Source organism: Arthrobacter sp. W4I7, assembly GCF_030816215.1.
Lineage (GTDB): Bacteria > Actinomycetota > Actinomycetes > Actinomycetales > Micrococcaceae > Arthrobacter > Arthrobacter siccitolerans_A.
In genome coordinates, this window is the sequence record NZ_JAUSXU010000001.1 from 132006 (window position 1) to 144467 (window position 12462).

General features: G+C 64.4%; 11 protein-coding genes and 1 riboswitch. Of the genes, 5 read left to right on the top strand and 6 right to left on the bottom strand.

Translation table 11 applies throughout. The features are described from left to right. Positions 1-10 precede the first annotated feature (10 nt). Positions 11-856, bottom strand: a complete 846-nt coding sequence (locus tag QF047_RS00575; protein ID WP_307272765.1) for a hypothetical protein — start codon at positions 854-856, stop codon at positions 11-13. 157 nt (positions 857-1013) lie between these two features. On the opposite strand from QF047_RS00575, the gene QF047_RS00580 reads away from it, so the two are divergent. Both QF047_RS00580 and QF047_RS00585 read left to right on the top strand, forming a co-directional pair. Next, on the top strand, positions 1014-2537 hold the full coding sequence (locus tag QF047_RS00580; RefSeq protein WP_307272768.1) for a UDP-N-acetylglucosamine 1-carboxyvinyltransferase: 1524 nt from the start codon (positions 1014-1016) through the stop codon (positions 2535-2537). Positions 2538-2604: 67 nt separating this feature from the next. After that, complete coding sequence (locus tag QF047_RS00585; RefSeq protein ID WP_307272770.1) at positions 2605-3831, top strand: glutamate--cysteine ligase; 1227 nt, start codon at positions 2605-2607, stop codon at positions 3829-3831. Between the two features lie 53 nt (positions 3832-3884). Here the strand turns inward: QF047_RS00585 and QF047_RS00590 are convergent, their stop codons facing one another. Next, positions 3885-5753, bottom strand: a complete 1869-nt coding sequence (locus tag QF047_RS00590; RefSeq protein ID WP_307272773.1) for an HNH endonuclease signature motif containing protein — start codon at positions 5751-5753, stop codon at positions 3885-3887. Between the two features lie 117 nt (positions 5754-5870). Here QF047_RS00590 and QF047_RS00595 point away from each other — a divergent pair, with 117 nt between their 5' ends. Then, the gene (locus QF047_RS00595; protein WP_307272776.1) at positions 5871-6173 is read left to right on the top strand and encodes a DUF1905 domain-containing protein; all 303 of its coding nucleotides are present in this window, start codon (positions 5871-5873) and stop codon (positions 6171-6173) included. 212 nt (positions 6174-6385) lie between these two features. Here QF047_RS00595 and QF047_RS00600 read toward each other — a convergent pair whose 3' ends face one another. From QF047_RS00600 to QF047_RS00610, 3 genes are read right to left on the bottom strand one after another with little or no spacing between them, the layout of a single operon-like run. Next, positions 6386-7594 (bottom strand): O-succinylhomoserine sulfhydrylase, encoded by a 1209-nt coding sequence (locus QF047_RS00600; protein WP_307272778.1) that lies wholly within the window; start codon positions 7592-7594, stop codon positions 6386-6388. Beyond that, complete coding sequence (locus tag QF047_RS00605) at positions 7595-8005, bottom strand: rhodanese-like domain-containing protein (RefSeq protein WP_306636354.1); 411 nt, start codon at positions 8003-8005, stop codon at positions 7595-7597. Continuing rightward, positions 8002-8280 carry a DUF1737 domain-containing protein gene (locus tag QF047_RS00610; RefSeq protein ID WP_306636352.1) on the bottom strand — a complete coding sequence of 93 codons (279 nt, stop codon included), beginning with the start codon at positions 8278-8280 and terminating at the stop codon, positions 8002-8004. Before QF047_RS00610 ends, QF047_RS00605 begins: the two co-directional genes overlap by 4 nt. Positions 8281-8293: 13 nt before the next feature. Then, positions 8294-8408: riboswitch (SAM riboswitch) on the bottom strand. 353 nt (positions 8409-8761) lie between these two features. On the opposite strand from QF047_RS00610, the gene opgC reads away from it, so the two are divergent. Next, on the top strand, positions 8762-11152 hold the full coding sequence (gene opgC / locus QF047_RS00615) for an OpgC domain-containing protein (RefSeq protein ID WP_307272785.1): 2391 nt from the start codon (positions 8762-8764) through the stop codon (positions 11150-11152). Between the two features lie 95 nt (positions 11153-11247). Here the strand turns inward: opgC and QF047_RS00620 are convergent, their stop codons facing one another. Continuing rightward, positions 11248-11502: a hypothetical protein gene (locus QF047_RS00620; RefSeq protein WP_306636348.1), complete on the bottom strand. Its 255-nt coding sequence runs from the start codon at positions 11500-11502 to the stop codon at positions 11248-11250. Between the two features lie 233 nt (positions 11503-11735). On the opposite strand from QF047_RS00620, the gene QF047_RS00625 reads away from it, so the two are divergent. Next, on the top strand, positions 11736-12446 hold the full coding sequence (locus QF047_RS00625; RefSeq protein ID WP_306636346.1) for a TetR/AcrR family transcriptional regulator C-terminal domain-containing protein: 711 nt from the start codon (positions 11736-11738) through the stop codon (positions 12444-12446). The last annotated feature ends 16 nt before the right edge of the window (positions 12447-12462 follow it).

Here is a 12462-nt window from a genome sequence, read left to right on the forward strand (position 1 = left end):
GGGGCGGCGCTCAGACGCAGGAATAGTCGTAGTCGAACCCTCGCGACACAAACTGCGTGAGCGTCACCCGGCCGCCCCACGTCAGCGGCGGGTTGGAACAGTTGCCTTTGGCACCGGTCTGCGTGCGCGCCCCCGCCAACCAGCTCGGCAGTGAGTAGAGGTTGCTCGAACTGCTGATGGTTCCCACGATCTGGCTCCATTGGGAGCCGGTTGAATATATGCCCACTCCCTTGGCTTTGATGCTGCGGAAGAAGTCGGTCATGCCCTCCAGGACTGCGCAATTGGCGTCCTTGTCTGCGGTGGACCAGCTGTTTCCGGTTTCCACATCCAGCCACCAGATGTAGTCCGAGGCTTTGCTGATCCCGCGGATGTGGGCGTCATCCCAAGCCTTCGCGTAGCCGTACATGTAGGCGCAGGCCTTGCCGTAGTCCTTCGCCTTGCAGGGCCCGTAGGGGTTATGGATCGGGGTGCCGGCGGGATATTCATCGCTGGTGGGCCACCATGAGCCTGCGCTCCCCGGATTGGCGGTGTTGACGTAAAGGGAGACCTTTGGTTGCGGTGTGCCGCCGGATGACGACGCTGCCCACGTGAGCTGTTTGGCGAGGCATGGGTTGGTGGTGTTGGCCAGGCCGTTGTTGACGCCGACGATCGAGAACGCCTGGCCCGTGGGAAGATCCTGGCTGCACTGGGGCCACGAGATGTCGTTGCCGAGGAGCGACTGGGTGCCTTCTCCGGTGAAGGTGATGCGGAAGCCGGCCAAGGGATCAGGAGCAGGGCGGCGAGCATCAAAGCAGCCCAGGCGGCTGGGCGTTCGCGTGCCTTGTGACGTCCGCAACGGGGCCACCTCCGTGGTCACTGAAGGAAGAGGTCCTTACAGTGTCCCCGGAGCAGTGGGCGGGGTAAAGAACGGAGAGTGTTCGATTTCTATCGCATGTAGTGGGTAAACGTTCTCTTATTACCGCTTTTGCGCCCACGCAGGCTCCACCGTAACTCATTTATGATATATTTCCTGCATGACGCAAGAGACCACGGAACACGTTGCCGCCATGCTTCGGGATGCCCGGAGCGAGAAGGGCTGGACCCAGGGACAGCTGGCCTCGGAGCTAGGCACCAGCCAGAGTGCCATTGCCCGGATGGAGCAGGGCAAGCAGAACCTGAGCCTGAAGATGATCCAGCGCCTCGAAACAATTTTCGGCCGAAGCATCGTCAACGTGGGTAAACCCCAAATGACGCACCTCCGGGTGGAGGGCGGGCGGACCCTCTCCGGTGCTGTGGACGTCAACAGCAGCAAGAATGCAGGTGTCGCGCTGCTGTGTGCCAGCCTCATCAACCGGGGCACTACCATTCTTCGCCGTCTTGCCCGCATTGAGGAAGTCAACCGCATCGTCGAGGTGCTCACCAGTATCGGCATGGAATGCACCTGGCTGAATGACACCGACCTTCAGCTCCGCCGGCCGGAGGTCCTGAACCTCGAAGCCATGGACGTGGAAGCCGCCCGCCGCACCCGCAGTGTCATCATGCTGCTGGGGCCGCTGATGGATGAGTCCTCGGGGTACCGCCTTCCGTACGCTGGCGGTTGTGACCTTGGCACCCGTACCGTGGAGCCGCACATGCAGGCGCTGCGCCAGTTCGGTCTCAGCGTGGAAGCAACTCAGGGCTTCTACACCGTGCAGGCGCCCTCTGCCGATACCCGCGACCGTTCCTTTGTGCTGACCGAGCGCGGCGACACCGTCACCGAGAACGCCATCATGGCAGCGGCGCACCGGGAGGGGACGACCGTGATCCGCAACGCCAGCCCGAACTACATGGTGCAGGACCTGTGCTTCTACCTGCAGATGCTCGGTGTAAGCATTGACGGAATCGGCACCACCACGTTGAAGATCACCGGCCGTTCCCTGATCAATGCCGAGATTGAATACTTCCCGTCCGAGGACCCCATCGAGGCCATGAGCCTCATCACCGCCGGTATTGTCACCAATTCGGAAGTGACCATCCGCCGCGTGCCCATCGAGTTCATGGAGATCGAACTGGCCACGCTGGAGCAGATGGGACAGCGGCTTGAAATCTCGAGCGAGTATATGGCCCGCAATGGCCGGACCCGGCTGGTGGACGTCACCACCAAGCCATCCCGGCTGCATGCTCCCGAGGACAAGATCCACCCCATGCCGTTCCCGGGCCTGAATATCGATAACCTGCCCTTCTTTGCCGTGATCGCTGCAAATGCGAGCGGGCAAACCATGATCCACGACTGGGTCTACGAGAACCGCGCCATCTACCTGACTGAGCTGAACCGGTTGGGGGCGCAGGTCCAGCTGCTGGACCCGCACCGGATCTACGTCAACGGGCCCACCAAGTGGCGCGCGGCAGAGGTTGGCTGCCCGCCGGCTCTACGCCCCGCGGCCTGTTTGCTGCTGGCCATGCTGGCGGCAAGGGGAGTGTCCGAGCTGCGGAACATTTACGTTATCGAGCGCGGTTACGAGGACCTGGCAGAGCGGCTTAACACCATCGGGGCCAAGGTGGAGTACTTCCAGGACTGACCATTCACGCTTCGTCATGAAACAATGAAGGCCGTCAAAAGGCGCTGCCCTGTCGCAGAATGTGAGTATGCGTACATTCGGAGTCGAGGAAGAACTCCTGATCGTTGATCCGGACAGTGGCGAACCGCTGGCCCTGGCTGATGCGCTGCTGTCCGGCCGCCGGATGGCCGCCGACGACGCTCCAGACGACCCTCGTGTTCTGCACACCCAGGACACAGCCGTTATCGATGACGAGATGGGACTGAGTGCCGAACTCAAGCTGGAGCAGATAGAGACCCAGACCCGGCCCTGCCTGGAGTACGGAGAGCTGCTGGAGCAGATCCGGGCAGGGCGGGCGCTTGCGGACAGGGCTGCCAGGAATAACAAGGCACGGGTGGCGGCGTTGGCCACCTCACCGCTCGGTTTGTCCAGCCACACTACTCCTGATCCCCGTTATGCCAAGATGCTGGAGCGGTTTGGCCTGACCGCCCAGGAGCAATTGACGTGCGGCTTCCACGTACACACTTACATTGAGTCGCATGACGAGGGTGTGGCAGTGCTGGACCGGATCCGCGACAAGCTTGCCGTGCTGACTGCGCTCAGCGCGAATTCTCCCTTCTGGAACGGTATGCAGACCGGCTTCGAGAGCTACCGCACGCAGGCATGGAACCGTTGGCCGACTGCCGGACCGTCCGGAATCTACGGGACCTACTCTGCCTACCGGAGGGTGGTTGCCCGGCTCCTGGACAGCGGTGTGATGCTGGATGAAGGGATGATTTACTTCGACGCCCGCCTGTCGCGAAACCATCCCACGGTTGAGGTCAGGGTGGCGGACGTCTGCCTTCGGGCAGAAGACGCCGCACTCATTGCAGTCCTGGTGCGGGCGCTGGTGGAAACTGCCAGCCGTGAGTGGCACGACGGAGTGGATCCCGCTCCCGTGCCCACTGTGCTTTTGCGGATGGCTTCCTGGCAGGCGAGCAGCGAGGGACTTGGCGGGGAACTGCTCGACTTTGGGACTTTCCGGCCGGCGCGTGCCGCGGACGTGGTGCGCTCCCTGGTGGACTATCTCGCCCCGGTATTGCAGGAGCAAGGTGAACTGGCCTTGGCCCGGCAAGGGGTGGAGGACGTCATTGCTCGTGGAACAGGGGCAGCTGAACAGCGGCGCGTCCGGGAAAGGGCTATGGCAGCCGCGGAACCTGGCGACCTTGGTTTCAGCGCTGTGGTCAGGCATGCGGTGGACGTCACCATGCGGGGGGCGTTGAATCTTTCCCCGGTTGATGAGGCCCCGGAACTGCTGCGGGTCAGGCAGTCCTAGTGGGCCGGCACTGAGGGCCAGGATTCAGGGGAAAGAGCCGCGGACAGCAAGCCTCAGGGGACCGAGAGGGATTCGCTGAGCCAGAGGTGCCAGTCGGGAAACGGGTCCTGAGGGAGTTTCGGGGGCGTGGCGTAGAAGTCGTCCCATGCAGGATCGTCGAGCGGGATGTCGTCCGGATCCACAAGACTGTCATCGTCGGGTTCTTCAAGCGGAGGCTCAGCGTCCAGGAAGTAACCGTCAGGCGGCTCCAGGGTGGGCGGCTCCGCCCAGCGTGGGTCGAAGGCGGGCGCTTCGAAGGGTTTCCCGAAGACATGCAGGATCTGCGGCCATTGTGGTGGTTCCTGGTCGGGTTGTTCGGGTTTGTAGTGTCGGCCCGTGGGGGAGGTCCAGCCGGGTGGTTCGTTGTGTGTGGCTTGGGTGGGTGTCCAAGGTTTGTGGTGTTTGAGGCGATGGTGTTTCGGGCAGAGTTGGGCCAGGTTGCTGATTCCGGTGGTTCCGCCGTGGTGCCAGGCGGTGAGGTGGTCGGTGTCGTTGTCGAGGGAGTGGTTGTTGCAGCCGGGGAAGGTGCATTTGCCGTCCCGAAGCTGGAGCGCCTTTTTCAGGGCTTTAGTGAGCCGGTAGCTGGTGCGCCCGATCTCGAGCGGTGCCCCGTCCCGGGGATCTACGAGCACCCGGTAGAAGGAACTGGCCCCTTCGGTGACCAGTTTCCGGGCCATGGAGGCGGGGATAGGTCCGTAGCCGTCCAGGGTTGCGGGTTCGTCGGTGAGGCCGAGGAGTGCGAACACCGGGACCGTGACGAGCACTTGGGCATTCGGGACTGAGACGCTGGCGAGGTCCGTGTAACCGCTGCGGCCGGTTTCCTCATGCCCGGCGGAGGCGAGGTCGGCGGCGTCGGTGTTTGGAGCTTCGTGTCCGGTGGAACCCGTAGAGGTGCCGTCGTCGGTGGTGCCGGTGTCGGCAGCGGGCCGGTCATTGACGGACACGGAGGCCACGCCGATGGGGGCGTCGGTGTTCTCTTCGGTGTTGAATTCTTCTGCGGTGCTTTCCGGGGCGGGGCTGAGGGCTGGTCCTGCGGCCAGGAGCAAACGGGCGGCGATGTCGGGCCGGAGTTGTGTCATTGACCGGGGCTCTTCGGGGCCCTGGAGGCCGCGGGCGAGGGCGGTGCTGCGGTTCCAGATGGCGGAGGCGGTGTCGGCGGGCAGGTACAGGGAGAGCCAGGCCATGCCGTCGCGGTCCGGGGTGTATTCCATCCGCCGGTCGGCGGCGCTTTTGGCGTGGCGTTTTTCGAGGGATTCGGGGTGGTGACGTTCGCGCCAGCCGCGGACCTTGGCCCGGAAGCGTCCGGGGACCAGGTCCCCGGCGGCGGCTCCGCGTGCCGGATTGGGTGCGTCGGGGTCCAGGAAATGCGCGGCGAGGGCGGCCGCGCCGGCAGGGCCGAGGCCATCGGTTTCGTCGCCAATGATTTTCGCATGCTGCCACGAGATGGCCCCGCTGGAGAGGGCGTCCATGACCGGCGGCAGGGAGCAGACTTGCCGGGACTGGGTGACGAGCGCCCCGGCGGCGGGGGAGCTGATGGTCAGGACGCCTGCGATTTCCTCGATCGCGGACATCTCCGCGTAAGTGCGTTCGTGTGCGGGTGCTTCGGGCGGGGTCATCGCGTGCTGGATTTCGATGGCCTCGGCGGCATCCCGGGCCTTGATGGCGGCGATCTGGGCTTCCAGCTGCTTCGTTACGGCCATCCGCTCCAGACGGATCTCATACCGGCGCTGCAGCACATCGGTCACGACGTCAACGCCGTCAGTATTAGCAGGGCCCGGGCGGCCCGCGCCCAAGCGGGCATCCTCAACAAACAGCGCATCAAGGCCAGCGACGGAAGCATGAATGCCCTCCATCACCGCCACTGTGCCCGCGCCGTTTCCCATAGAAACATCTTCTAACGGGGGTCTGACATTTTAGGTGCGGTGGGCCGGCCGGTGGGAAAAACTGCAGAACTTTTTGGCCGCTTTATATGTAGGGCCCGAAAGTGCCATACTCGGCGCGTGACGGCGTCGTATTCTTTCAAAGCAGCATTGTGGCTGTATCCCGGCGAGGCCGGTTGGCACTTCCTGACCCTGCCGGCAGAGATCGCGGACGATGTGCGCGTTCAAACTGCAGGGTCCAGCAAGGCGTTCGGCTCGATCAAAGTCAAGGCCGAGATCGGCGGACACTCCTGGCAGACTTCGCTCTTCCGGGACAACAAAAGCAGCTCGTACCTGCTACCCGTGAAGAAGGGCGTTAGGGACAAAGCCAAAATCGACGAAGGCGACGAAGTAACCGTCCACCTTTCCCTCGACGGCCTCTGAGGCCTGGATAGCGGGAACACCCGCCGATTCCCGATACAGTCGCAGAGATCCGGCGAGGGTGCCGGGGTCATTTGTGTAGCTTGCGTCAGAGCGACGAAGGAGCAGCAAGCGGCAAATGGTCCCGGTGCCGGAGCGGAGCCAGCGGACCCAGCGGACCCAGCGGTGCCGGAGCGGAGCCAGGACGCGTGGAACCCGCCCCGCCCCAGCCAGCGCTAAATCTGCTTGAGTGCCTGTTCCAAGTCGCCAATCAGGTCGTCCAGGTCCTCAAGCCCCACCGAGAGCCGAACAACTCCATCGCTCAGGCCAATGGCCGCGCGGCCCTCAGGTCCCATCGCCCGGTGCGTGGTGGTGGCAGGGTGGGTGATCAGGGACTTGGAATCGCCCAGGTTGTTCGAGATGTCGATGATCCGCAAGGCATCCAGCAGCGCAAAGGCGGCCTCCTTGCCCGAGCGGCCGCCGGAAGGGGCAAGTTCAAGGGTGAGCACCGTGCCGCCCGCCTTCATCTGCTTTGCGGCGAGCTCGTACTGCGGGTGCGACTTCAGCAGCGGGTACTTGATCCAGCTCACGGCCGGCTGCTGCTCCAGCCACTCGGCGATCCGCAGCGCGGAGGCGGAGGAGTGGTTGACGCGCAAGGCCATGGTCTCGAGGCCCTTGGTGAGGACCCACGCGTTGAAGGCGGACAGCGACGGGCCGGTGTGCCGCATGAGCTGCTTGACCGGGCCTTCGATGAATTCCTTGGTGCCCAGGATGGCGCCGCCCAGGACCCTGCCCTGGCCGTCGATGTGCTTGGTACCCGAGTAGACAATGACGTCGGCGCCGAACTGGCCGCAACGCTGCAGCAGGGGAGTGGCAAAGACGTTGTCGACGACGACGGTGGCACCTGCGGCGTGGGCGAGTTCGCTCACCGCCGCAATGTCCACGATTTCCTGCATGGGATTTGACGGCGACTCGAAGAACACGGCGGTGGTGGGCTGGGACAGGGCTTCGCGCCACTGGTCCAGGTCCGGGCCGTCCACGAATACGGTCTCCACGCCCCACCGCGGCAGGATCTCGTTGAGGATCACGAAGCAGGAGCCAAAGAGCGAGCGGGCGGCAACCACCCTGTCGCCGGCAGCCAGCAAGGCACCCAGGGCGGTGAAAACTGCGGACATGCCGGACGCCGTCGCAAAGCACGCTTCGGTGCCCTCCAGGAGGCGGAGCCGCTCCTGGAATGTAGCAACGGAGGGGTTGCCGTAGCGGGAGTAGACGAAGCGTTCGTCCTCACCGGTGAAGGCCCGTTCGGCAGCGGCGGCGGATTCGTACACAAAGCCGGAGTTCAGGAACACAGCCTCGCTGGTTTCCTGGAAGTTGGTGCGGTCCAGCCCGCCGCGGACGGCCTGGGTGTCGGGGCTCCAGCCGGCGGCGTCTTCGTTGAAGGTCACTTAGTTCTTTCCCAGGTTGGTTGGCAGGCCGCGGTTTTTCCAGCCGTTGACGGTGCGCTCTCCATAGCGGTCCGGCTCGCCTTCGAAGCCCTCCAGCACGTTGTAGGAGGTGAAGCCGGCCTGCGTGGCGGCGGTTGCGGCAGCGATGGAACGCTGCCCGGAGCGGCAGAGGAAGAGCAGCTCAGTTGAAGGATTGTCGGGGGCCTGCAGGCTCAGGTCCTTGATGAAATCAGGGTTGGGAATGCCGCCCGGGAAGGTCCACTGGATGAACAGCGGATCATTGTCCGTGGCCTTTGTGTCGGGGATGCCGATGTGGGCCCATTCGCCCTCGGTGCGCACGTCCACGAGGATGGCGCCCTGCTGCAGCTTGTCCCAGGCTTCCTGGGGGGTGAGGTCTCCTGCATAGCTCATGCGTGGCCCTCGCCGTCGAACTCGAGGTCTTCGCTGGCTGCTTCAAGGTCATCAACGGCAGTGGCGACGGCGGCATCCGCGGACGCGATGGCGGCCGGCAGGACTACAGCCTGGGCCACAATGACGCTGCTGCCGTTGAAGGTTGCTGCGGGGCTTCCATGCAGCACATACCCCTCTGCCAGCGCGGCCGAGATCCGCTCACAGAACGCACGGTCATCCGGCCCGCTGATGAGGCGGTAGGACAATTTCTCTTCAGGGGCAGGTGCGTCAGACATGACGGATCTCCTTCTCTCACGCTTGCAGCTCGAATCGGTCGATATGCCGAGTATTCACCTGAGGCACCCCGCCGCGGAAGGAGGGTTGCCGACCGGCCAGTCAGGGCTTGGCACCGGTACTCATTACTCCCCAAAAACGTAACACTTGGCGCGCGGGGCCGCACCGCCGTCGTCGTCATGTTCCGTAACTGAAGCGCCGCTGAAGCAGCTTGGGTGATTGCGCGGCGGTTCCTGGAACGTACGACGGCGGGAACCGCCACGGGCAGCGAAGCCGACCGACGCCCGCCGCGGCTTTCCACGCCAGATAGGGTTCTTGTCAGGGCGCCGCCGCGCCGTCGGAGCAAAATTCCTGGGGGTCCCCATCAGCACGCCACGAGCCGCCGCGCTGGAGAGCCGTCCCACGCAACTCCATTGGCAAAATTTCCGGGGACAACATACCCGCCAGTCGGCTGTCCGAAGGGGTGCTGCCCTTCTTGCCGCGGTGACGATTGCCCTCCTGGCAGTGGTGCTGCCCGCCGGAGCCGCCCGTGCTGCCGACACCTTCCCGGGTGAGGGCAAACCGCTGCTGGGCGCTGTCCTCGAATGGGGCGAGGACACGGCGGCCGGTTTTACGGAGAGGTTCGGCGCGTCGCCGGCGCTTTTCGGGCACGACATCGCGTTGCCCTTCCGTGGATCGGAGGAGAACGACATCCGGGGCTTCCTGGAGCAGTCCGGGATGCAGGGCGCCCATGCGATGCTCACGGTGAAGCCCAGCGTTCCGCTTGACCAGGTTACCGCTGAAGCTGCCGCATCATTCGCCGGCGACGTGCGGAGGCTGACAGCGGACTTCAAGGGCCATGTGCTGATCCGCTTTGCCCCCGACATGAATGCCAGCTGGGTGGAATGGGGCCAGCAGCCCGCCGCTTACCGGTCCGCCTTCCAGGCCGTCGCCGCAGCCTTTGAAGATGCCGATGGCATCCGACCACCGATGGTGTGGGAGCCGTACCTGGGGAAGGACTACCCGTTCGACCGGCACCGGAACGCCCCTGTGCCGGGCAGCGATGGCTTCGCCCTGCTCGATACCAACGGTGACGGCGTGTGGAACGGCTCCGATGCGGCCTACGCCCCGTACTATCCGGGGGACGATGCCGTGGACTGGGTGGGCCTGACCGCTTTCCACGACGACACTGCCGGCGGCGCGGCGGTCAACACCGTTCCCCGGCAGAACGAACTCCAGGAGATGCTCACGGCCTCCGACGGGGAAGACTTCTACGGGACTTATGCGTCAGGGAAGGACAAGCCGTTCCTGCTGCAGACCTCCGCGTTCTACAGCCCGGCCTCCGGCGGCGCTTCGGACGTGGACATCAAGGTGGGCTGGTGGGACCAGGTCCTGGATGCTGCCACGTCCACGGACTTCGCCAGCACGGCGGCAGTGGTCTGGGATGAGCGGACAAGCACCAGGGACACCGGGGTGGCCAGCATCGACTGGCTGCTCACCGGGAACCCTGCGGTTGCTGCTGCCGCCCTGGATCGGCTCGAGGCTTCCCCCATGGTGACCGGTCCTGCCACCGAAATCGGTGCCGGCAGCGGATACGTCCGCGCCAACACCGTCGCCGGGGCGGCTGCCTGGACCGTGGGAGCGGCACTGATCATCCTCCTGGTGGCGCTGTGGCAAATCCCCCGGCGGGTCAATGCCGCAACAGCCTGGGGCTACACCGATCCCTCCAGCAGGGATTCGCGGGTGGACCTGCTGAGGGGCATGGCCATTGTGTTTGTGGTGGTAAACCACCTGGGCATGATGTCACTGTTCCAGCTGCTCACCCAGGAGGCGGTGGGTTTCGTTTCCGGGGCCGAACTTTTTGTCCTCTTCTCGGGGCTGGTGGTGGGCATGGTGTACAGGCCGCGGGTCAACCGGGACTTTGGGACGGTGGTGGACCTGACCTCCCGCCGTGCGGGGAAGCTTTACCTGACGGCGCTGGCGGTGCTGATCGGCGTCTTCCTGATCTCGCTGCTGCCCCTGTTCCAGAGTGATGCACTGACCACCTACGTTGACCAGGGAACCGGCGGGGCGGGGCACAACGGCGCCGGCCGGACCTACGACCTCTACGCCGGAATGGAATCGCTGTTCCAGTTCCCCGTACCGCCGCAGGTCCTGCCGGCCATCCTGCTGCTGCAGTTCGGCCCGTGGCAGTTCAACGTGATGGGCCTGTACGTGGTGCTGCTGCTCGTCAGCCCGCTGATCCTTGCCGCACTCAACCGCGGCAAGGCAGTATGGGTGCTCGGCGCCACGCTGGCCGTGTACGCAGTGGGCGCGGCCACCCGGTTCCGGATCCTGCCCTCGCAGTTCGAGGACTCTTTCCCGCTGCTGGTGTGGCAGGTCCTTTTCGTGATCGGCCTGGTGGCGGGGTTCCACCGCCACCGCATTGTTTCGTGGCTAACTGACCACACCTGGGCAGTGGCCGCCTGCACTGCGGCCGCCTTCGCTTTCGCGTTCCTGTCCTGGGGCAACCCGTACCTGGCCAACGCCTTTGATATGCGGCTCGCGATTGTTCCGGACACGGCGTACCGGACCATGTATGACCTCTTCTTCGGCCGCACTTATCTGGCCCCGGGCCGGCTCCTCAACGTCCTGGTGCTGGTGGTGGCCGCCTACGCATTCCTCACGGCCTACTGGAAACCGGTGGCCCGCGCCCTGGGCTGGTTCCTGATTCCCCTGGGCCGGGCAACCCTGTACGTCTTCATCATCCACGTGGTGCTGATCGCGGTGATCGCCAACATCCCGGCGCTGCGCCAAGGCGACATTTGGATTAATACGGCGGCCTGCGCGCTTGTCCTGGGGCTCCTGTGGGTGATGGTCCGGACGCGGTTCCTCTTCCGGATCATTCCGACCTGAGGCGACAGTCGGAGAAGGATACAGAGCTGAAAAAACGAAAAGGCGTGAAGCGCTTCCTGCCGGGAAGCGCTTCACGCCTTTTTATGTGCCAGACCCTAAACGAGGCCGGGGTAGCTTGTCAGGATGTAGTCGGCGGCTGCCGGGCCCTTCATGCGCAGGCCGTTGTGGCCCGCCGGCATACGGTGTTTCATGGCTGCCCAGAAAACGGACTCCTGGCCGGGCGTCTGCTGGTTGATGAAGCACCAGCTGGTGTACAGGCCGTAAAGCCGGTCGTCGTCGAGGCTGTGATCGTAGGCCTTATCCAGCTGGGTGGCTTCCTGGAGGAAAGTGTCGAACTGCGAATGTGCCATGACGGCGTCCCTTCGCTAGGTGCGTGGGTGCCGCCGTTCGGCTACAGCAGCGGGAACCTCAAAGCCTGCACAAGGCAATGGAGCGTTAATCGAATCTTCGGGAATCGATGGGTGCAAGATGGCGCTAACAGCTTGTCTACGCTGTAGACTTTACCCGTAGACTACAAATACGGCAAGCGTCTGGAATTACCTTCGGGCACCCCACTTGCTGACGGCTCCAGAACGGTAAACACATGTCCTCCCCGAAGCCCTCACGCACCGAAGAACGCGGCCGGAAGGCTCCGCTCAGCCGTGAACTGGTGCTGGCCAAAGCGCTTGAACTGGTGGACGCTGAAGGCCTGGATGCGCTGACAATGCGCCGTTTGGGCCAGGAACTGGGCCGTGACCCCATGAGCCTCTACCGCTACGCGGAGAACCGGGCAGCATTGCTTGACGGAGTGTCCGAACTGGTCCTCAACCAGCTCCCCATCCATCCCGAGGACCCAGACTGGAAAGAACAGCTCCGCAGCATCGCCCACAACCTGCGGCTGCTCGCGCTCCAGCACCCCAATGTGGTGCCGCTGCTGGTCACCAGGCCCCTCTCCACCCCACTGGGGCTGAGGCCGCTGGGCACCTTGCGTCCGCTGGAACAGATCCTCTCCCTGCTGATCGGGGCAGGGTTCAACCCCGCCGGTGCCCTGCACGTCTACCGCGCCTACTACGGCTTCCTCTACGGCCACATCCTGAACGAACTGCAGGAATATGTGGTGGATCCGGAAGAAAACGAAGCACTGCTGCGGCTCGGCCTGCACCGGCTGCCCGCCAAAGAGTTCCCCCGGCTGAGGGCATTGGCTCCGGACCTTTCAGAATACGACGGCGAGACAGAGCTGGACCAGGGACTGACCATCCTGCTGTCCGGGCTTGAAGCGCAGCTCTCAGAGCACCCGGCCGCTTCGCCCGCCTAGCACCCCGGAGCGGGCA